Genomic DNA, 21,295 nt, shown 5'->3' with positions numbered 1-21,295 from the left:
GCGAGGATCGCGCATCATTTCAGAAAACGGATTTCGCCATGTCCCGCATCTCCGCAGTGTTCCAGGCCGCGCGGGCCTTCGTGCCGCCGATCATCCCCTGGCTGGTCATCTCGGGGGACGACGGTGCCAACTGGTACACCGGCACCTCCGAGGCCGACACGATCAGCGGCGGCGACGGCGACGACCGGCTCACCGGCCTCGCCGGCCACGACCTGCTGCTCGGCGGCCGCCACGACGACCGGCTTGCGGGCGGCGCGGGCGACGACACGCTCGACGGCGGCACCGGCTTCGACACCGGCTACTGGCTGTATTCGCCGGCCGGGGTCGTCGTCGATCTCGCGGCGGGCACGGCCACGGGCGAGGGCGCCGACACGCTGATCGGCATCGAGCACGCCACCGGCTCNNNCTTCGTCGACGTGCTGCGCGGCACCGAGGAACACGGCAACCGGCTGAGCGGCGCGGGGGGCGGCGATTTCCTCCGGGGCTACGGCGGCGGCGACCTGCTGATCGGCGGCGACGGGGAGGACACGCTGCTGGGCGATGCCGGCAACGATGTGCTGCTGGGCGGCCGCCACGCGGATACGCTGACGGGCGGGCCGGGCGACGACACGCTCGACGGCGGCAACAACTGGGACACCGCCAGCTGGTACTACGCGGCGACGGGCGTGGCGGTCGATCTCGGCGCGGGCATCGCCACGGGCGAGGGCACGGACACCCTGATCGACATCGAGAATGCCACCGGCTCGAACCGGGCCGACACGCTGCGCGGGGACGACGCCCACGGCAACCGGCTGACCGGGATGGGCGGCGCCGACCGGCTCGTCGGCCTGGCCGGTGACGACACGCTGCTGGGCGGTGCGGGCGGCGACACGCTGCTGGGCGGCGCGGGCGATGATGTCCTCGATGGCGGCGACGGGATCGACACCGTGGATTATTCCGCCGCGCCCGCCAGGACCGACACCAAGTATATCCACCTCGGCTTTGGCGGGGCCAATGTCGAGGGCCACGATACGCTGATCGGGATCGAGAACGTCATCGGCACGAATGGGAGCGACGACATCGCCGGCACGGGCGCGGACAATTATCTGCAGGGCCTCGGCGGAAATGATTTCTTTTTCGGTGAGGGCGGGACGGACACGCTCGTGGGCGGCGCGGGCAACGACTATTTTGCGGCCAGCGGCCCGGGGAGCGAGTACATCTCGGGGCTGGGAGCCGACCAACTCGAGGCCCGGGGGGAACACCTGTCCGGCACCGGGGCGGGCAACCGCCACGTCTTCCGGGATTTCAACTCCGAGGAGGGCGATACCTTCAAGGTGACAGTCGGCAATCCCCTGACCTACGCAGGCGAGGACTTCAGCGGCAGCCCCTACGAGTTCACCCTGAACGATTATCCCTACGAAGAGGGGATCGTGACCGTCTTCGCGATCGACATCGATGGCGATGCGGTGGCGGACGGGGAAGTGTCCCTCGTCGGCGGTGCGACACTCGCCGACATCCTCATAGTCGAGCAGGTGTGGGCATAGCCCGGCAGATCGGCCGGGCCGCGCCCGCGTCACCCCGCTCCCGGCTGCGCCGCCCGCCGGCCTTTCGCATGCGAAAGGTCGCGGGCCTCAGCGGCCGGCGCCGGCGGCCTTCATGTTCTCGTCGTGGTGCAGCAGCGCGTCCTCGATGTCGTCGTAGTAGGTGAGCTGCCCGTTCTCGAGCACCGCGCCCGCCTGGCACATGTCGCGCATGGTGTTCTTGGAGTGGCTCACGAAGATCGCCCCGGCGTCCTTCATGCGCTCGTTGAAGATCCGGCGGCTCTTGTCCTTGAAGGCGGCGTCGCCGGCGGCGGTGATCTCGTCGATCAGGTAGGTCTCGAACTGCAGCGCCATGTTGATGCCGAAGGAGAGCCGCGACTTCATCCCCGAGGAATAGGTGCGCACCGGCAGGTGGAAATGCTCGCCGAGCTCGGAGAAGGCGGCGACGAAATCGCTCATCTCGTCGGTCTCGGCGCCGTAGATGCGCGCCACGAAGCGGGTGTTCTGCGCCCCGGTCATGTCGGGGTGCATCGAGCTCGCGAGGCCCACGGGAAAGGAGATCCGCCCGTCCGAGAGGACCTCGCCCCGGGTCGGGGCCGAGGTCCCGGCGATGACCTTGAGCAGGGTCGACTTGCCCGCCCCGTTGCGCCCCATCAGCGCCACCGAGACGCCGGTGGGAAAGACCGCGTTGATGTTGTCGGCGACCACCTTGGTGGTGCCGTTGATCTCGAAGATCTTGGTGAGGTTGCGCAGGACGATCATGGCGCCCCCCTCAGCGACGGTCCCGCAGGGCGTAGACCCCGAGCACCATGACGGCCCAGATCAGGAAGGAAAAGAGCGCCACCAGCCCGGTGAGCTTGGCCCGCTCGGGCCGGGTGGCCCGTTCCGGCATCGTCGGGCTGACGTGGGCGGCCAGGTAGCGGCTCTGGCGCTGCGCCTCGGCCAGGGCGCTGTCGTAGGCCCCCAGCGCCGCGGTATAGGACTGCTCGGCGAACTCGCGGTCGACCGTGAGGCGTTCGTATTCCCCCACGAGGTTGGCGAAGGCGCTTTCGTCGTCGGGATCGGGCGGCGCGGTCTCGTCGCTGCCCATGCCCAGCTTGCGCCGCTCCTCGGCGATGCGCCGCTGGATCACGTCGATGCGCCGCTCGAGCTGGGTGATCCGCGGGTCGCTGCCCTGGGCGGTCTGCTGCAGGATGTCGAGGTCGATCATGGTCTGCGCCAGCTCGGACTGCAGCGAGGACAGGATGCCCATCTGGCCCTGCATCGAGGCGGAGGGATCGACGATCTGGGTCCGGTTGCGGAACCGGGTGAGCGCCTCGCGCGCCTCCTTGAGCCGCTCGACCGCCTGGTCCAGCTCCTCGCGGGCGTAGCGCGTGGCGTCCTCGCGGGCGATGGCCGAGAGCCGGTTGATCATCGCCGAGCTCTCGTCATAGACGAGCTGCGCGATCCGCCGCGACTCCTCGGCGGTGAAGGCCTGCACCTCGAGGTCGATGAGCCCGGTGCCGCTGTCGGAATAGACCTTGACCATGCGGTCCCAGTAGGCGGTCAGGTCCTCGATCGAGCCGCGGGTCTCGCTGTCGGTGCCGGTGAACAGCCCGGCGACCGGGCCGTCGGGGTTGTAGGCATAGACCGGGTCGTCGCCCGGGTCCGACCAGTGCCGCCCGGGGCGCGACCAGACCTCGCGCAGGTCGATCTCGGCGTTGATCCGCGCCACCATCTCGGGCGACTGGATGAACTTGTAGAGGATGTCGGTGTCCGACGAGGACGAGCCCGAGAGCTCGGCCACGCCGCCCAGCAGGTCGAAGGCCGAGCCGATCTCCTCGGTGCGCACCGAGAAGCCGGCGTAGGAGACGTAGCGGTCGTGCGCGCGGTCCCACAGGTACCAGACCGAGAGCAGGACCGGCGCGCCGACCATGATGGCGAAGCTCAGCAGCGCCAGCCAGTGCCGCTTGCGGGGCTGGGCCTGGGAGACGGCGATGCGGGCCTGCTGCTGCTCCGGGCGATCCCCCTCCTGCTGCGGCTCCTGCGCGGGCGGGGTCTCCGGCGCCTTCGGGCGCATCTCGGATTCCATCTGCTCGAGCTGCTTGCGCATCTTCTCGTTCTTGAGGGTCTCGAGCTGCGCGGCCATGCGCTTGCGCTCGGCGATCAGGGCCTGGCGCTCGGCTTCCTCGGCCTCTCCGGGGCGCGATGCGCCGTCGTCGCCGCCGGAGCGGTTCGCGGGTCTGGCCCGGGTCTCGTCGGAGGTCTCCGGGCTCGGGGTCGTCCCGGATGAGGTGTCAGCGGTCTTGTCGGGATCCGGGCGCGGCGCGTTTGCCGAGGGGGGATGCGCGGTCAATCGGTGCCTCGAGCGCTGTAGGTCGTCATTCCGGCGAACCTATCGGGTTTCATCGGGCAAGGCCAGTGCGCAGGCGTCGCAGAGGGGCGGAAAGACGCTGTCATGCGGCGGCCCCGGCGGAGGGCTAGGCCAGCCCGAGCCGGGTCATCAGAAGCTGGTCGGCGCGGGCGAAGCCCCTGAGGCCCTCCAGCGTCTCCTCGCGCTCCAGCATGGCCTCGAGCTTCGGCCAGCGCCGGGCGCCGGGGGTGTCGTCGCCGGCGTTGACGTAGTGTCCCGCCAGCCGCACCGTCAGCCCGCAGCGGTCCTTCAGGTCGCGCTCGAGCGCGTCGAGCGCGTCGACCGAGTAGACCCCGTCGAGCTTTCGCGCCTCGGTCTCGGCGCGCTCCGCCAGGGTCTCGGCCGGCAGGTCGGCGATCTCGGCGAAGCCGCGGATCTTCCGGGTGACGAGATAGGTGCAGTAGGGGCTGTCGTAGTGGTCGCGGATGAAGCGCTTCCAGCCCGGCTTGCCGCCGAAGAAGTAGTCGTCGGGGCCGAGGGTCGCGGCCATGCGCATCCCGGTATGCTCGGGGCGCTCGAGCTCCTCGGCGCTCAGCGTGTCGGCCTTGCGGCGCAGGTAGAAGTAGAACGAGGCGATCCGCTCGAGCGGGTCGCGCAGCACGGTGAAGACGAAGCGCGGCTCGGGCAGCGTCTCGAGCGCCTCCCAGTCGATATGGCCGGAATAGAGCCGGTAGCCGGGCGGAAGCTGCGCCGCGCCGGGGCCGGCCTGGGTGTGCACGCGCACCGGCGAGACGGCCTTCTTGCCCATGGTCCGGGCCAGTTCGGCGTGGATGGTCTGGCCGGCGGTCTTGGGGATATGGAGGAAGACGACGGTATTCATCGGGCGGGTCAGGCCTGCTTCTGCTGCTGCGCCTTCTGCGGGCGCAGGTCGATCACGTCGGGGGCGAAGGGCGGCTCCTCGATCTTGTGCACGCCATGCAGGAACTTCTGGATGTCGGTCGGGTCGAGGTGGTCCAGCTGCCAGGGCGCGTAGCGCCACCACTTGGTGCGCAGCAGCGGGCTGACGAAGATCGGCGGCACGCGCCATTTCTTGATCACGGCCGGGTTGCCGGCGACCACGGCATAGGGCGGCACGTCCTTGGAGACCACGGCGCCCGAGGCGACGACGGCGCCGTCGCCGATGGTCACGCCGGCCATGACCTGCGCTCCGTGGCCGATCCAGACGTCGTTGCCGATGGTGGTGATCCTGGGCCGGGTGGGCGGGCCCTCGAAGTCGAAAGCGTAGTCGTGGTAGCCCTCGGCGCCCTCGAAGCCGCCGTCGAGGTCGAACAGCCGGTCGCCGAGATAGAAGGCCGGGCTGGTCGAGATCCAGCTCATCGGGTGGTTCTGGCGGCCGATCTGCACCTCCTCGCCGAAGGAGCAGTAGCGGCCGATCTTGGCGCCGAAGCAGTAGCCCGAGACCTGGTAGGAGAAGGCGCCGAGCTCGAGCCGGAACTCGTACTGCGTCCACTTCAGGCTGGCGGGGGCCTCGATCTGCGTGTTGCGCGGCAGCGTCACCTTGTTGTTGAGGCCGCCGCGGCTCAGCGCCTCGACCCCGCGGGACTTCAGCCAGGAAATGGAAACCTGCTCGTTCATCTCTGTCGCACCTTTTCTTCGCGCCCGTTCGCCGGGCCGGCCCGCAGCCTGTCGAGCGAGGTCAGGACCGTTTGCGACAGATCGGCGTCGAGGTCAAAGGGCATCTCGACGCCGTTGGGCGCCGTGCGCACCGCGTCGCCCTGGGCGCCGATGTCGAAGGCCAGCGTCGGCAGGCCGGTGGCGAGGCACTCGTGGGCCGTGTAGCAGAAGGTCTCGGGCCAGATCGAGGGGATGAGCCAGTGCGTCACCCCGTAGTGGGCCACCAGCTGGGGCAGGTCGTCGACGGCGTAGGAGCCGTGCACGCGGGTCGCGCCGGGCAGGGCGAAGGCCGGGTCGATGTTGCCGATCAGCACGAGCCGCAGGCCGGCTCCCCGCCGGTCGAGGCGCCGGGCCAGGGCCTGCACCACGCCGGCGCCCTTCTGCAGGCCGATGTTGCCCAGCACGCCCAGCACCACCGGCGCGTCCGGCGCCGGGTCGGGCAGTCGCGGCACCGCGTTGCGCAGCCGGTGCGGGCGCAGCGCGATGTTGCCGGCCAGGTCGGGCCAGACCGCGGCGACCTGCTCGGCGCTGTTGCGGGAGAAGACGACCAGGTCGGCGCGGCGGGCGAACTGCGCCCAGGCCGCCTGCCAGTCCTCGAGCGGGACCGGCGTGCCGTCGAGCCGCCGGGTGCGGTGCGCGGGATCGCGGCGCGGCGCGGCCACGGGGCCGCGGTAGCTGCCGTCGGAATCGAGCAGCGTGTAGGCGGGCGAGAGCGGGAAGTAGTCGTGGAACAGCATCTCGGCGTCGTCGCCGGGCTGCAGCAGCGACAGCAGCATCTCCGGGATCTCGACCGGGTCCGGATCGCCCACGCCGCAGGAATAGACCACCCGCCGCCGCGGCAGCAGCGCCAGCAGCCGGCGTACGAGCCCGGCGTCGTCGCNCGCGGCGCGGCGCGGCCACGGGGCCGCGGTAGCTGCCGTCGGAATCGAGCAGCGTGTAGGCGGGCGAGAGCGGGAAGTAGTCGTGGAACAGCATCTCGGCGTCGTCGCCGGGCTGCAGCAGCGACAGCAGCATCTCCGGGATCTCGACCGGGTCCGGATCGCCCACGCCGCAGGAATAGACCACCCGCCGCCGCGGCAGCAGCGCCAGCAGCCGGCGTACGAGCCCGGCGTCGTCGCTGTGGCCGTGGGTGCGGCCCTCGGGGCTCACCAGTTCGAGCTGCCAGCGCCGCGGTCCGCCGACGCGCAGCACCACCGAGGGGCGGCCCTCCGCGAGGTCCGAGGCGATGTGGTGCTCGAGGTAGTGATCCGCCCCGCCGCCGAGCGCATGGGCGAGGTAGACCGGCACGGCGCGGCCGGGCTCGAGGCTGCCCGCCCAGGCCAGCCCCAGCGCGAGACGCGCGGTGCGCAGCGGGTCGGCGGCGATGAAATCCTGCACCGACTGGTCGTAGCGCGGGTAGCGGCGGGCGACGATCGTGTTGTTGCGCGCCACCAGCGCGCGTTTCTCGGCCGAGCCGAAGCTCTCGCCGCCGCGGTGCTCGACGAAGAGGCCGGGCAGGCCCAGGTGCACCCCGCCGAGCTGGGCCACCTTGTTGCACCAGTCGACCTCCTCGCCGTAGCCGCGGCCGAAGGCGGTGTCGAACTCCGGCAGCCGGGCCAGCCAGTCGCGGCCCATGGCCATGCAGAAGCCCACGCCGGTGGGGCTCTCGGTCAGCAGCACCTCGGGGTCGAAGCGGCGCGCGACGGCGTCGATGGCATCGCCCTGTCCGGGCACGAGCATGCTGCGGGTGCAGATCGCCGGCACCGAGAAGATTTCGGCGTCGTTCGACATCGGGGTGACGGTGGCCACGTCCTCGCGGGTCTCGAAGGGGCGGACCAGGCGGCTGGCCCAGCCCTCGGGCACGAAGGCGTCGGAGTTGAGCAGCACCACCGGCCCCTCCTCCGCGCCGGCCTGCTCGGTGGCGCGCGCGAAGCCGCGGTTGACCGAGCGGATGAAGCCCATGTTCTGCGGGTTCTCCAGCAGCTCGACCTGCGCGGGATCGCGCGCGGCGGCCCAGTCGCGCAGGAAGGGAAGCACCCGCGCGTCGGTCGAGCCGTCCTCGATCAGGAGCAGCCGCCAGGGCAGGTCGGTGTTGCGCTCGACGCGGTCCAGGCATTCCGCCAGCAGGTCGAAGGCGTTGTAGACCGGCAGCACGATGGTGATGCGCCGGGGCATCACCGGGGCGGGCGCGGGGGCCTCGGGCGGGGGCAGCAGGGCGGGCTCGAGCGGGCCCGCCGAGAGCTGCATGTCGAGCCCCAGCCGCGTCTTGACGCGGGCCCGGTAGGCCGGGTCGCGGGTCAGCAGCCAGCCCGCCACGCCGGGCAGGGCCAGGGTCAGGTCGCGCAGGAAGGTGGCCCGGGCCCGCCAGCGGGCGCGCCCCGGAAAGGGCACCGGCAGGGTGATCGGCGCGATCTCCGGCCGGCCGGGCTCGGCGGTGACCGTCAGCCCCGGCGCCTCGGCGGTTTCCAGGTCCTGCAGCCAGGCGGGCACCACGAGATCGAAGCCGACGGTCTCGGGCAGTCCCAGGGCGGTGGCCACGTCGGGCCGGCGCATCACCGGCGCGGCCTCGGTCTCGGCCCCGGCGAGCACCAGGCGCACCTTCTGCGCCCGCACCCAGCCCGCGACCCGCAGCCGCCCGCCGTGCAGGCGGACGACGTCGATGTGTCCCACCGTCTCGCCGGCGGTGTCGACGATCGGCCGGGAGGGCGCGGAAAGTTCGAGGTGGGCGGTCGTGTACCGGGAGTAGAGGGCAAGCAGCCGTTGGTTCATGGACGTGTTCCCGGCCGGGCCGGCCTGATTTCGCGTGCCATGGCAACCACGGGCTGTCGGGTCTTCCGGTTCAGTGTTTTCGATCGCACCTTACCATCATGCAGGCGGTCACGATGCAAGTGAAAAGGATACGGCGGGTCCGGCGCGCCGCGCGCGGCGGCGGCAGAGAGCCATCCCCGGCGCCGGGCCGACCCGGGCACGAACCGTTCCCGGACGCCGGTGCGGGCATGGCGGCAAGGGGCAGGGCCTGTCGAGTTTCGCCGGCCCGGCAGAACGAATTTGAACTTCCGAAAAACGCGGCCTAGTCTCGAATCGGGCCAGGGCTTTCCCGATCGCCGGAACGACGGTGTGATGACTGTGGTGCTGCACCGGCCCGTTTCGGGGGCGGGCCCTCCCCCGCAGAGGACCGACGCATGGTGGCACGACTTTTTCTTCACGTGGGGCAGCCCAAGAGCGGGACCACCGCCCTGCAGCGCGCCTTTGCCGCCTACAGCGACGAGACGGACGCCCCGCAGGTCTACTACCCGCGTGCGGGCCGGCGTGAGCGCAAGCTCGTGGCGCATCACAACCTGGCCTACGAGCTGCACGCGCCCAACCAGTTCTCGCCGAGCTTCGGCAGCTGGCAGGACCTGGCCGACGAGCTCGAGGCGCAGGGAGAGCAGGCCGGCACGGCGCTGCTCTCGTCCGAGGCCTTCCGGATGTTCCTCGCCCCGGTGGTGGCGAGCAAGATCCACAAGCTCTTCCCCGGGGCCGAGAAGAAGGTGATCCTCTACCTGCGGCCGCAGTGGGAATACGTCGAAAGCGGGTACAACCAGCTCATCCGCTTCCTCAAGACCGAGGACCACATCGAGGAATTCTATGACCATACCGGGGCGCAGATCACCGACTACCGCGCCATCGTCATGGCCTGGCAGAAGGCGATGGGACCGGAGAACCTGATCTGCCTGCCCTTCGACGCCTCGGTGCGCGCCGAGGGGATCGTCTCGCACGTGCTGCGCAAGGCGATCGGACTGGACATCGAGATGCCGCCGGCCACGCAGGTCAACCAGAAGTTCGGCCTGCGGGCGCTCTCGGCGGTGCGCCATGTCCGCGACGGGATCCGCGCGGGTCTGGATGCGCCGGAGGCCGAGCTGAGCAGCCGCATGGTGATGCAGCTGTCCTACCTGTCGCAGAAGTGGCCGCGCGAGACGCGCGACTTCAGCTTCATGACGGAAGAGCTCAAGGCCCGGATCTACGAGGAATCGCGCGACACCAACCGCTGGCTGGCCGAGCAGTTCGAGGGCTTCGACAGCCCCGCCTTCCTGGACCCTCCGCCGCCCGGAAAGGCCCCCGTCGTCACCAGGTTCCCCGAGTTGACCGACGAGGAAAAGGCGGACTGCAAGCCCTTCATCAAGGCCGCGGTGCGGGCCGGGCGGCAGCGCATGGCGAAGGCGCCCGCCGATGGCGAGCTGCCGGAGGACAGCCCGGTCGAAACGGTGACCGGTGGACTGATCCCCTAGGGCCCCCGGCCGCGGCTCAGGGTCCGAGCCGCAGGCGCCGGCCGGCGTGCACCAGCCAGACCGTCTCGATCCCGGGGGCCGGAACCGGCCCGGAAAAGCCCTGCAGCCGGCCCTCGGCGCCGGTCGCGGCGCTGACGTCGGCGCGGGTCTCGCGGGTGTCGAGCAGGACCGCGCGGCTCTCGTCGATCTGCGCGTAGACGCCCCACAGGGGCGTGCCCGGGGCGCTCGTGTCGACGCACCAGCCCTCGACCTGCAGCCCGCCGTCGACGGGGCGCAGCGCCTCGAGGTAGGCCTGCACCGGGCTCTCCTCGAGCGGCGCCTCGGGCAGGGCCGCCAGCAGCTCGGCGAAGGCCCGTTCGTGCACCGGCGCGGCCTCGTGCGCGAGCAGCTGCTCGCCCGGGACCGGAAAGACCAGGCCGGCGCGCAGCCGGTCGATGACCTGCATCGAGAAGTCGCGCACCTGGGCGTATTTCGCGCCCTGGTCGCCGCTCACGTGGTAGTCGGCGACGCGCACCTCGGGCGGCAGCACCAGCGGCGGGCGCTGCGCCAGCAGGTTCAGCAGGAAGCCGTAGTCCTCGAAGAGCGACAGCGCCGGGCTGCGCGCGATGGCCGCCAGGGCCGCCTCGCGGCGCACCAGGATGGCGTTGAAGGGCACCTCGTTGCGGCGCACCAGCCCCGGCACGCTCAGCGCGCCCTGCCGGTAGGGGGTGCGCGAGACCCCGCCGCGCGCGTCCTCGCGCAGCAGGTCGGCGTTGGCGATCACCAGGCGGGCCCCGGCCGCCTCGCCCGCCGCGCGCATCCGGGCGAGGCCGTCGGGCTGCAGCGCGTCGTCGCAGTCGAGCACGTGCAGCCAGTCGGCCCGGGCACGGCGGATGCCGTTGCGCAGCAGCGTGAAGCGGCTGTCGCCGGCGTGGGGCACGTCGGTGTGGATCACCTCGACCCGCGGCGCGCCCGGCTCGAAAAGCGCGTCCGGCCCCGGCAGGGGCCCGAAGTTCGAGGTCTCGAGCAGCACGCGGACCCGGCCCGCCCCCGCCTGCGCGGCCACCGAGGCCAGCGCCCGGCGCAGCAGCGGCAGGCTCTCCGGGTCGTGCGCCCGGACGATGACCTCGACCGCCGGGGGGCCGGCCTCAGGCAGCAACGAACTGGCGGCCTTCCTCCATGCCGAAGGCGACGAAGTGGTGGAAGGGGTTCATCTCGGACCGGGCGACGTCGGTGTTGATGATCAGGTAGTCGCGCGTGCTGAAGTTGCGGTTGGGATCGAGCAGCAGCTCGCGGCAGGTCTCGAGGTAGTGCATCAGCGGCCCGCCGGGATGGTTCAGCGCCCCGGGCGCCTGCTCGAGGTAGTGGAAGCCGTCGAAGAGCCCCGAGGCCAGGATCGCGCGCCCGGCCTCGATCCGGTCGTGCATCGGCTGCTCGCGGCGGGCCCGGCGCGACAGGCCGTCGACATGGGCCTCGAAGAGCTCGGCCACGCGCAGGTCCACCTCCTCGGGGGGCTCGACGCGCACGTCCTCGGCCTCGGGCGTCCAGGCCTGGGCCTGGGCGATGGCGCTGGCGATCTCCTCCATCGCGGTGCCGCTGAGACTCAGGTCGAGCTCCTCGACATCGCGCCGGCCGCTGCCGTCGGTCAGGTGCCCGGGCTCGAAGTCGGGGTGGTGGTGGGCGAAGAAGGCCACCGCCCGGTCGCGGTGGCGCGCGATGATCTCCCGCGCCGCGGCACTGTCGTAGAAGCAGGCGTCGCGCGGGGTGTCGCTGCCGGCGGCGGCGATGATGCGGGCGTTGAGCCGCGCCGCGGGCTCGCGCTGCATCGGGATGCTGTTGACCGCGCGGATCATGCGCAGCGCCGGCTTGGGGATCGAGGCGTTCGAGGTCAGCGCGCCGGGGCGGTCGTAGTCCTCGGCCCGGATCCCGTCGAGCCCGGTGGAGTCGAACATCTCCTGCACGATGTCGCGCTTCAGCGCGCGCAGCGTGTCGTAGCTGCGGAACACCAGGCGCGCCTGCGGCATCCCGCCGTGGAAGGCGCCGCCGATGTGGTCGAAGTCGAGCAGGCGCTCGTTCTCCTGGCTGCGGGCGAATTCCTCGGGGGTGAGGGTCATGCGCAGGCCGGGGCTGGCGATGCATTCGCCGTACATGGATTCCAGCCAGTCGACCGGGGCCCGCAGGAAGGCCAGCACGGTGACCTCGGAGAAATGCTCGGGGCCGAGGTGCGGGGCCAGCCGGCCGGTGACGTTGCCGCGTTCCCAGAAGCGGGCCGAGAGGATGTTCTCGGCCGACAGGATCACCGTCTCGGGCACGCGGGTGAGCTGGTCGAGCTCCTCGTCGAGCATGTCGAGCACCCGGTCCTGCCCATTGAGCAGGTTGCCGATCAGCGCCGCGTGCCCCGAGGTGCGCATCCCGCGCGGGCCGCGGCCGTTTTCGAGCCCGGTCATGGGATAGTAGACGCCGTGGTCGTGCAGCAGGCGGAAGCGGTTGATCTCGAGGAACTTCTGCAGCGAGGAGGAGCCCGTCTTGGTGGCCCCCGCGTGCAGGATCAGCCGCGGGCGCGGCCGCTCGGCGCGGGGCGAGGTGGCGGGCAGCGGCAGCAGGCGCACGTTCGAGGCGAACTGGCCGAAGGCCTCGGGCGAGAGCCGGAAGCCCGCCTCGCGCGCCTCGTCGCGGTAGGTCATGCCCAGCCGCTCGACCTCGGTCGGGGTCATCCGCCCGTCGCGCATCAGGGCGAAGGCCGCCTCCTTCTGCCCGGTCGACAGGTAGTGCGCCAGCACGTCGAAGGTGCCGGAATCGCGGTGCCGCAGCGGGATGTTCTCCATGATGCGGTCGATGAAGAGATCGCTCGACCGCCAGCCCGGCGCCGCGAAGGCCGCCACGAAGGCCGCCGCCTCGGGGGTGTCGCGCACCTCCTCGCGCAGCAGGAAGGGCGCCCAGTAGGCCATGGTCACGTGCATGTAGTAGAGCGTGTTGGCCCGGCGCAGCGCCTGCGCGGTCTCGTCCTCGCCGAGGCCCTCCATCAGCTCCGAGACGATGCGCAGGTGGGTGTTGAACAGGTCCAGCTGCTCGAGGTCGAGCCGGCGCATGGTGGAATCCGGCCGCACCCGGTAGCGCAGCGCGCGGGTCTGCACCACGTTGACCGACTTCGCCTTCAGCAGGCACTCGAGGAAGAAGGGCCGGTCCTCGCGCTGGCGCAGCTCGTGCGAGAAGAGCAGGTTCTCGTCGCGCAGGAACTTGTGGCGGTAGAGCATCTGCCAGCAGGAGGTGTTGTTGAGCAGCCGCGGGTAGTCCTGCAGCGTGACCCCGCGCCGACGCTCGCCGGTGAGCGCGTTGACCGCCGGGGTGACCGTGGTCTCGGCATGGGGCATGCGGTTGTACTGGAAGTGCACCAGGTCGGCATCGTTGCCGCGCGCGTTGCCCGCCAGCTCGGCGAGCGCCTCGTCGCCCTCGAGCATGTCGTCGGAATCGAGGAACAGGATGTAGCGCCCGGTGGCCCGGCTCATGGCGAAGTTGCGCGCCCGGGCCTGGCCGATGTTGCGCTCGAGGAACTCGATCTTCAGGTGCGGATGCACCGAGGCCAGCTCGCCCATGATGCGGCGGGTGTCGTCGGAGGAGGCGTCGTCGACGACGATGTGCTCGACGGTGACGCCGCGCTGGCGGGCGACCGAGGCCACGCATTCGGGAAGGTAGGCCGCGCAGTTGTACGCGGGCGTGATGACGGAAATTTCTGGAGCGGCCATGGTCCCCGGGGGCGTTTCAGGTTGCGTCGAAGGCGGCGGCGCGGTCGTGCATCTCGGGCAGCGGCGTGAAGGGAGCCGCCTCCAGCAGCGGCTGCAGCGGGATCTTCCGCGCCGCGGTGCGGAAGATCTCTTCCGGCAGCGTGCGGTCGCGCACCCCGCTCTCGCAGACGTCGTAGGGCGGGATCGGCCCGTCCAGCCCCACCGACATGAAGTAGTCGCGGAACTTGATGCCGTCGCCGTGCACCTGCTTGCTCGAGGCGCTGGCCGTCGCCAGGGCCGCGGGGATGCCGTAGGCCTGCGCGATGATGACCCCGTGCAGCGAGGTCGAGATGATGCGCTCGCAGCTCAGCATCTCGTCGAGGAAGGCCTCGATCTGGTCGTAGCCGAGGCGGCGGATGTCGATGCGGCGGATCTCGTCGCCGACGTCGATCGGGGCCTCCTCGTGGGTGTAGTGCAGGATGAGCCCGGTGCGGTGGGTCTGCGCGATCTCGGGCCGGTAGAGGATCGGCAGGAACCAGGCGGCATCGCCGTAGATCTCGGGGCAGGTGCCGCCGTTGCGCAGCACCAGGTCGCGGGTCATCGGGCCGCGCACCGCGCGGTAGTCGGCCAGCGGGTCGAGGTGGTCGTTCTCGTGCGGCGAGCCGCTGCCCCAGACCGGGGTGCCGGGCTTGGCGAACTTGATGATCGAGCCGATGGCGCAGACCGCCTCGCCGCCCCGCAGGTAGCGCGGCGGGATGCCCGAGAGCCCCTCGACGATGTAGGGATTGACGATGTCGCCCAGGTTGCCGGGATAGGGCTCCTCCCACCAGAAGAGCGGGGTGCGGTCGGCCTCGGCCACGCCCTGCTCCTCGGCCCGGCGGTCGAGCGAGTAGCGGAACATGCGCGAGCGCGAGAAGGCGATCATGCGCTCGTGGCCGGTGGCCTCGATCTCGGTCATCAGCCGGTCGGCGGTGTCCCAGTCGTGGTCGCGCAGCGCCGCGAGCAGCTGGAAGCGCAGCGTGTAGGGGGCGAGTTCCTCGCTGGCCAGGCCGCGCTTGACCTCGGCCTTCAGGCGGCGCGGGTCGCCGGCCTTTTCCAGCGTGGTGAGCAGCTTGATATGGGTCTCGAAATCGTCGGGCTTCACCGTCAGCACGCGGCGCATGTAGGTGATCACGTCCGAGCGCCGGCCGGCGCGGGCCGCGGCGCCCACCGCGTCCATCAGCACCTTCTTCTGGCTCTCGCCCTCGAGCAGGCGGGGGGTGTGCTGGCGCACCTTGCCCTTGTAGGTGTCGACGTTGCCGCTGTCGCCGTGGCGGAACAGCGCCTCGGGCTTCTGGCCGGTGTCCACCGGACGCTCGATGTCGTCGGGCGACAGCAGCATGATGCGCAGCTGCGCCTCGGAGGTGCGGAAGGCCTCCTCGAGGATGTAGTCGTCGGTGAAGTCGCCCTCGTGGGTGCGGTCGATCTCCATGCAGTCCTCGAGGAACTGCAGCGAGCGCGGGGTATAGCGGAACAGCAGGTAGCCGGGGTGGAAGGTGCGCGCCAGCATGCCCGGGTTGTACTGCGGCAGGTACTTGAAGTTGCGCATGAAGAGCGCGACGTCGAAGGTGCCGCGGTGCAGCTCGGAGATGTCGCCCATCAGCACGCTGTCCACGTCGAGCCACATGATGTCGCACTTATGCTTGTGCAGCATCGCGTGGTAGTGGCGCACCTTGCGGCGGCAGATGTCGGCCCAGTTCTCGTGCGGCTCGAGCGTGATCTCGGAGATGTCGTGCTCGAGCCCGAAGCTGTCGCACATCTCCCGCAGCTCGACGGCCTTTTCCTCGTAGTATCCGCCGGGCGTGTAGAAACTCACCACGACAAAACGTCCGAAGGGATCGTGCCCTGCGCGGCCAGCATTCGCATCGCGATCGATGCTGACCTTGGACAAAAGCGATTTGAGCATGATGGTACTTTTTGCTGCGTCTTAATGTCTTCAAGAGACCTGATGACCTGTTGCCAGCAAACGCGCAACCTGTAATTTCCCCCGAACTCGAGGCAGGTCCCGCCCCCCGGGCGCGCCCGCGGAAATGGGCGGGGATCTGCCCATGAGATACGCCGGACAGCCCACAGGGACGTGGTCAGGGAGATCCGGCACCCGGCATCCGGCGGCGGTTTCGCAACGGGACCGGACAGAACGACAGGGAGGATTGCGAGCCAGATGCCAGCTTCAGACGATAAGAGCCCTCCGGGCACCGGCGACACCAGGGGCTTCAAGGAGCTGCCGGTGGAATTCGTGAAGGCGGAGTCCAGCGTCTGGACGCGGGAGAGCTTTCTCGAGGCCGTCAACGCCCCCGACCAGCCGCCGCTCTTCGCGCGCATCGCCCGGCGGCGCGAGCGGCTGCGCCGCCTGAAGCCGAAACCCCTGCACAAGAGCTACCTCGGCCGCGAACTCAGCCACGACAAGACGCATGTCACCGCCTCGACGATCTCGCTCTCGCCGCGCTACGGCACGATGCTCTACGCGCTGGCCCGCGCCTTCGGGGCGCGGCACGCGCTCGAGGCGGGGTCGGGATACGGCATCTCCTCGATGTATCTGGCCATCGCGCTCGCCGAGAGCGGCGCCGACAGCCGTCTCTTCTCCTTCGAACTGGCGAGCTACGCGAACCAGGCGCAGCGGTCGCTCGACCTGATCACCCACGGCGATTCCGAGCGCGGGAAGGTCCTGCGCGAGGACTTCAACGCACTCGGCGTGCACCTGCCCGCCGGCGAGACCTTCGACCTGGTCTTCATCGATTCCCGTCACGACCGCGACACGCTGATCCGCAGCTACAAGACGGCCTACGGCTGGATGGCGCCGCGCTCGATGATCCTGATCGACGACATCGGCTATTCCGGCAGCTCGCGGGAGGGCTGGGAGGAGATGATCGCGCGGAACGAGTTTCCCTTCGCCGCCCTCGTCAACGAGCGCATCGGCGTTCTCTCCGCCTGAGCGCGGTGTCCGGGCGGTGTCTGGGCGCGGTCCGCGGCGGCCGGCCCGGAGGGCCCGCCGCCGCCGTGTCGCTCAGAGCACGAAGTCGTCGATCTCCGCGCCGCCCACGATGTAGAGCTGGCCGTCGATCTCGCCGTCGCCGTCCACGTCCATCGAGGCGATGGTCACGTCGACCCCCGAGAAGACGTGGTCTTCCAGGATCACTTCCCCGGCGGTCCCGGTGAAGTCGGTGCCGGCGAAGGTGAAGGCCTGGTCGCCCGCCGCGCCGGCATCCGCATCGACGCCCGAGATGTCGATCACGTCGCCATCGGAGGCGTCGAAGTCGCGGATCTCGTCGCGGTCCCAGCGGCCAACGCCGGTGTCTGCGATGTCGGACAGCACGAAGGTGTCGGCCCCGTCGCCGCCGGTCAGGACGTCGGTGCCGCCGCCGCCGTCGAGCCGGTCGTCCTGGTCTCCGCCCAGCAGCCAGTCCACGTCCTCGCCGCCGTAGAGGGCATCGTTGCCGTCGCCGCCCAGCAGCGTGTCGCGCCCGTTCAGCCCGTAGAGGTCGTCGTCGCCCAGCGAGCCCTCGAGCCGGTTGCCGTGCAGCTCGGTGCCGTAGACCACGTCGTCGCCCGCCGAGCCGACGGCGTGCTCGACGTTGCTGACCGTGTCGCTGCCGCCGCCGCCCGTCGCGACGCCGTTCTCGAGGTTGAGGATCACGCCCTCGGAGAGGCCGGTGTAGAGCACCGTGTCGAAGCCGCCGGCCCCGTCGATCAGGTCGTCGCCGAGGCCCCCCTCGATCGTGTCCGCATGCGCCCCGGCCAGCAGCGTGTCGGCGCCGGCGCCGCCTTCGAGCCGGTCGAGACCGTCCCCGCCGACCACCACGTCCGCGCCGAAGCCGCCGACCACCACGTCGTCGCCCTCGCCGCCGCTGACGGTATCCGCGCCGTCGTTGCCCAGCAGCGTGTCCGCGCCCAGGCCGCCGATGATGCTGTCGTCGCCGTCGCGGCCGCGGATGTCGTCGTCACCGGCCTCGCCGAACATCTGGTTGCCGAAGTCGTCGCCGAAGTAGACATCCGCGACGGCCGAACCCTCGTAGGGGTTCGGAAAGATCTCGTAGGGCGTGTCCTCGATGTCGAGGATCGCCGCGACGGCCCCCAGCAGGCCGGGGTCGCCCTCGGGGAAGTGGAAGTAGCTCTTCTCGGTTCCGGTGCCGTCGTCGGCGTTGAAGACGACCACCGGGACGGCCTCGCCGAGCGGCACGATGACCCCGGCGACCTCGATGCCGGGCTGGAAGGTGCCCGAGCCGACGTAGGTCAGCGCCTCGTCGTCGAAGGTCGAGATGTTGTCGTCCGAGCTGTCCAGCGTGCCCTGGTCGTCGGCCAGCTCGGCGGTGATCTTCGAGTCCAGGTCGCTGAGCAGCAGCGTGTTGTCCTCATTGAGCAAAGGCAGGCTCAGAACCGAGCCGCCATAAGGGGTTACGGTGATATTTCCGGTCGGCATTCATGGCACTCCTCATCCACGCGTATCCCCGATGAAAATGGTGGCAAAGGTATATTGATCGCGCAACATTTTATATATCGCTTCATATTCAATGGATTGACGTCAATTAATTGGAAATGTGCCGAAATATGGGCATATATCGATTCGATATAACCGGGCCCGCGCCCGTAATGCCAATACGTCGCGGGTGCAGAATTTCTGCAGATGCAGAATGATGCCGGGGTCCTCCCCGTTTTCATTGTCCGCGCAATGCAATTTCGTTTGCAGACGTTCGAATTGCGATCGCGGGAAACCGGATCGAGTCACGCAGCGCACGGAACCGTGGAGGCGAGCGCGGCTGGTCAGGCGGCGCGGGTCTGCCGCGCGATCTCCTCCGCGGCAAAGGCCTCGCACCGCTCGAGGTCCTGCGCCGACAACGGGACGTCGTCGCGAGTCATGTACGGGCGCGTCGAGACCGGAGCCTCCAGGAAGGCGCTCCAGTTCGCGGTGTCGAAGGTCTTTGCCAGCCATTCATTCCTGGCGAGCGATCTTTCGAACAACCGCTGTCGGAGGTCGTCCGATATCAGGGTGAAATCGGTCGGGTCTCGCGGGTCGTTCCGGAAGGACTGCGTGATGAAGCTCACGGTCTTCGCGGGAAGAATGAAGTCTCCGTCACCCAGGGCTTCGCGGCAGAGATCCCTGACCCGGAAGACGGCATTGATCGCGAGCAGGCCGGTGCGCTCGTTCACCCGCTTCTCGTTGTCGAGGTTGTCGTCCCGGCCCCACATGGCGCGGGCGAAGCTCGAGACGATCCCATTCTCCCGGACCGTCCGGTCGTAGGGCAGCGCCGCGACCTGCTTCTCCCCGAAGGCCGCCTGCCACGACTTGGCGATCCTCTCGTAATTGCTGAGTTGGTCTTCCTTCTGGGCGACGAACTCCTCGAGGCTTCGGTCCGTCCTGCCGAACCGAACGATCTGCAGGTAACCGGATTCGAGGTATTCCCACTGCGGGCGGAAATAGACGGCCGGCCGCGTCCGTGCCTGCGGCAGAAGCTTGCCGATCTTTCGCGCCACGGCCTTGGCGAAGTGGTCGCGGAACAGTTCCGAGGAGATCAGGACGCGGCGGGCGTCGGACCTGACGATCTCGTCGGCCACGTCGGCCCAGGACCCCAGGGCGGGGTCGAACCTGTTGGGCATGTGGAGTTCCATGGCGAGATTGAAATGGGCCTCGTAATTGTTCTGCCCGGCCTTCGGATAGTAGGCGATCGGATCGGCCGCCGCGCGGGAGCGGGAATGGGCCGCGAACGTGCGCTGAATCGCGCTGGTGCCGGTCTTGGGAAGGCCGACATGGAGAACGATATCGAGCGGATCCATGGACATACCTCAGCCTAGCTTCGTCCGCCGGTGCCGGCAAGGCGGCATGCGGACGCGCGGGCCCGTCACGGCGCGGAGCCCGCCGGGCGGCCTTCCTTGCGGATCCGGTAGACCGAGGCCACCCCGATCCGGAGGGTGTCGGCCACCTCCTGCGGGCCGAAGCCGGCGTCGAGCAGCTTCCAGACCGCTTTCCTGTCGAGGCGCTTCCTGCCGCCGCGGTACTTGCCCCGGCTCTTGGCGATCTCGATGCCCTCCAGCTGGCGCGCCCGGATATTGGCCCGCTCCATTTCGGCGAGCGCGCCCAGCATGGTCAGCATGAAATCCGACATCGGGTCGGCATTGTCGCCGGAGAAGGTCAGCCGCTCCTTTTCAAAGATCAGCACCGCCCCGGCGGCCTTCACCCGCTCGACGATGTCCAGCAGGTCGCGCGTCGACCGCGCCAGGCGGTCGGTCGAGTAGACATGCAGCGCGTCGCCCGGGCGCAGGCGCCCCAGCACGTTCTCGAGCTCGGGCCGGTTGGTGCCCCGGGCGCCGCTGATCTTCTCCTCGAAGACGTTCGCCTCCGCGATGTCGCCGGGCAACACCTGGCGGTCGAGCTTCTGGTCGACGGAGCTGACCCGGCGGTATCCGTACTTCATCGGGAGCGGCTTCCTGTATCTAATAGAATTATGATCCTGTTGATATGCGTCTTTATCATTCGGAAAACAACTCTTTTGATAGGCTCCCGGGGGCACTCTATCGACAGCCCCCGGGGTATACCCATTTGATAGGGGACCGGCCCCTCAGGCGACGGCCAGCTCTCCCCGCTCCCCGGCGGCGAGCCGCGCCAGGGCGCGGACCGTCGGTGTCGCCGCGTCGCGCGAGCGGGCGTTCCAGTATTTCGAGGTGGTCTTGTAGGAGAGCCGCACGTGCGGCGTCACGAAGCGGTTGAGCCGGTATTGCGGCATGATCCGCAGGTCCGGCTCCGTCCCCTTCGTCTCGCAGTCCACGAGGTAGGCCGCGATGGCCCGGGTGAAGAGCCCCGGCCCGGTCTTGGACCAGGTCCCGTCGTTGGCGCGCGACAGCAGCGCCTCGCGCGCCATGTCGACGGCGATCTTCAGCACCGGGTGGCCGGGGCGGGCGCAGATCACGTTGTTGGCGATGGCGCGGAAGGGTTCGCGCGCCACCAGCATGCCGCCCGCGCCGGCCAGCAGCGCGCCGGGGTCGCCGGCGAGCATGTCGTCGGCGTCGGAATAGATACCGCCCTCGGCCAGCAGCAGGCAGAGCCGGAGGAAATCGCATTCCTCGGCGGCGTTGTTGGCGAGCCGGAAGGCCCGGGCGTGGCGGTCGTCGTAGGTCTGCGCGAGGAACCTCAGGGCGCTCGCCCGGTTGTGGCAGCGGTAGTCGAAGCCCGCCGCGCGGCGCCATCCCTCCATGACCTTGCCGACCTCGGGCGGCGGGTCCTCGGCGTTCCAGTACTGGACGATGCGCCGGGGAATCGCCGCGGGCGCGCCGGGCGCGAAGGCCCCGGGCGGCGGAGAGAGCCGCGCCTCCCAGGCGTCGATCACCTGCCGCGCGGGTTCGTAAATATCCCGCACCAGCGACCGCCCCTCCCCCTGCCCCGCGACGCGGTGGAAGATCCGCAGCTCGTTCAGCATGGCCCCGCTCAGGGTCACGCTGAACTGCGCCGCGTGGTGGTTGCCGACGCCGAGCGCCCGGACGATCTCGCCGGCCACGCGCTCCGCCTCCGCGAGCCGTCCCTGGCAGAGATGGAGCCGCAATGTCTCGTCGCGCGAGGTCACGTTGCGCGCCATCAGTCCGCCCGCCTCGGCCAGTGCCAGCGCCTCGTCCGGGCGGCCCTCGTCGATCAGCAGGCGCAGCCGCTGCTGCGCGAGGTCGGTGCCGGGGAACCGCGCCTCGAGCGCGTCGAGCACGCGGTGCGCGCCCTCGAGGTCCCCGGCCTTGCGCAGCGCCTCGAGCAGCAGCTGGCGGATGCGCGGGCCGGCGGGCCAGCGGCGGTGGCAGCGGCGCAGG

At 70.1% G+C, this 21,295-nt stretch carries 15 protein-coding genes; 3 read left to right on the top strand and 12 right to left on the bottom strand.

The window, feature by feature from the left end:
* Positions 1-38: 38 nt before the first annotated feature.
* Positions 39-1,523, top strand: coding sequence for a calcium-binding protein (locus tag SALMUC_RS27110; RefSeq protein WP_020039271.1), 1,485 nt, complete (start codon positions 39-41; stop codon positions 1,521-1,523).
* Between the two features lie 87 nt (positions 1,524-1,610).
* Here the strand turns inward: SALMUC_RS27110 and SALMUC_RS27105 are convergent, their stop codons facing one another.
* The 5 genes from SALMUC_RS27105 to SALMUC_RS29395 all read right to left on the bottom strand — a co-directional run bounded on the left by SALMUC_RS27105 (position 1,611) and on the right by SALMUC_RS29395 (position 7,680).
* Complete coding sequence (locus SALMUC_RS27105) at positions 1,611-2,282, bottom strand: ABC transporter ATP-binding protein (RefSeq protein ID WP_020039272.1); 672 nt, start codon at positions 2,280-2,282, stop codon at positions 1,611-1,613.
* 10 nt (positions 2,283-2,292) lie between these two features.
* On the bottom strand, positions 2,293-3,855 hold the full coding sequence (locus SALMUC_RS27100; protein ID WP_020039273.1) for a KpsE/RkpR family capsule polysaccharide export protein: 1,563 nt from the start codon (positions 3,853-3,855) through the stop codon (positions 2,293-2,295).
* A 124-nt stretch (positions 3,856-3,979) separates the two neighbouring features.
* Complete coding sequence (locus SALMUC_RS27095; RefSeq protein ID WP_020039274.1) at positions 3,980-4,732, bottom strand: sulfotransferase family protein; 753 nt, start codon at positions 4,730-4,732, stop codon at positions 3,980-3,982.
* Between the two features lie 8 nt (positions 4,733-4,740).
* The gene (locus SALMUC_RS27090) at positions 4,741-5,487 is read right to left on the bottom strand and encodes a CatB-related O-acetyltransferase (RefSeq protein WP_020039275.1); all 747 of its coding nucleotides are present in this window, start codon (positions 5,485-5,487) and stop codon (positions 4,741-4,743) included.
* Positions 5,488-5,580: 93 nt separating this feature from the next.
* On the bottom strand, positions 5,581-7,680 hold the full coding sequence (locus SALMUC_RS29395; RefSeq protein WP_425414331.1) for a glycosyltransferase: 2,100 nt from the start codon (positions 7,678-7,680) through the stop codon (positions 5,581-5,583).
* Between the two features lie 1,007 nt (positions 7,681-8,687).
* On the opposite strand from SALMUC_RS29395, the gene SALMUC_RS27080 reads away from it, so the two are divergent.
* Positions 8,688-9,773: a hypothetical protein gene (locus tag SALMUC_RS27080; RefSeq protein ID WP_020039277.1), complete on the top strand. Its 1,086-nt coding sequence runs from the start codon at positions 8,688-8,690 to the stop codon at positions 9,771-9,773.
* 16 nt (positions 9,774-9,789) lie between these two features.
* Here SALMUC_RS27080 and SALMUC_RS27075 read toward each other — a convergent pair whose 3' ends face one another.
* The 3 genes from SALMUC_RS27075 to SALMUC_RS28650 are packed head-to-tail and all read right to left on the bottom strand — an operon-like array spanning position 9,790 to position 15,419.
* A complete protein-coding gene (locus tag SALMUC_RS27075; RefSeq protein ID WP_021121091.1) occupies positions 9,790-10,911 on the bottom strand; it encodes a glycosyltransferase family 2 protein in 1,122 nt (373 codons plus the stop codon).
* On the bottom strand, positions 10,901-13,495 hold the full coding sequence (locus tag SALMUC_RS27070; protein WP_020039278.1) for a glycosyltransferase family 2 protein: 2,595 nt from the start codon (positions 13,493-13,495) through the stop codon (positions 10,901-10,903). The genes SALMUC_RS27075 and SALMUC_RS27070 overlap by 11 nt, the downstream gene beginning before the upstream one ends.
* 16 nt (positions 13,496-13,511) lie before the next feature.
* Positions 13,512-15,419, bottom strand: a complete 1,908-nt coding sequence (locus SALMUC_RS28650) for a polysaccharide pyruvyl transferase family protein (protein WP_020039279.1) — start codon at positions 15,417-15,419, stop codon at positions 13,512-13,514.
* Between the two features lie 255 nt (positions 15,420-15,674).
* Between SALMUC_RS28650 and SALMUC_RS27060 the strand changes: the two genes are divergently transcribed.
* Positions 15,675-16,445, top strand: a complete 771-nt coding sequence (locus SALMUC_RS27060; RefSeq protein WP_084514110.1) for an O-methyltransferase — start codon at positions 15,675-15,677, stop codon at positions 16,443-16,445.
* 72 nt (positions 16,446-16,517) lie between these two features.
* Here SALMUC_RS27060 and SALMUC_RS30235 read toward each other — a convergent pair whose 3' ends face one another.
* The 4 genes from SALMUC_RS30235 to SALMUC_RS27040 all read right to left on the bottom strand — a co-directional run.
* Positions 16,518-17,930: a calcium-binding protein gene (locus SALMUC_RS30235; protein WP_020039281.1), complete on the bottom strand. Its 1,413-nt coding sequence runs from the start codon at positions 17,928-17,930 to the stop codon at positions 16,518-16,520.
* A gap of 341 nt (positions 17,931-18,271) precedes the next feature.
* Positions 18,272-19,282 (bottom strand): hypothetical protein, encoded by a 1,011-nt coding sequence (locus tag SALMUC_RS27050; RefSeq protein WP_020039282.1) that lies wholly within the window; start codon positions 19,280-19,282, stop codon positions 18,272-18,274.
* 65 nt (positions 19,283-19,347) lie between these two features.
* Positions 19,348-19,920 carry a recombinase family protein gene (locus tag SALMUC_RS27045; protein ID WP_020039283.1) on the bottom strand — a complete coding sequence of 191 codons (573 nt, stop codon included), beginning with the start codon at positions 19,918-19,920 and terminating at the stop codon, positions 19,348-19,350.
* A gap of 144 nt (positions 19,921-20,064) precedes the next feature.
* A partial coding sequence (locus SALMUC_RS27040) for a glycosyltransferase family 32 protein (protein WP_037373085.1) occupies positions 20,065-21,295 on the bottom strand: 1,231 nt, incomplete at its 5' end.

Origin of the sequence: Salipiger mucosus DSM 16094 (assembly GCF_000442255.1) — a bacterium.
Lineage (GTDB): Bacteria > Pseudomonadota > Alphaproteobacteria > Rhodobacterales > Rhodobacteraceae > Salipiger > Salipiger mucosus.
Note: the sequence above shows the minus strand (reverse complement) of the source record. Positions and strands in the feature narration are given on the sequence as shown.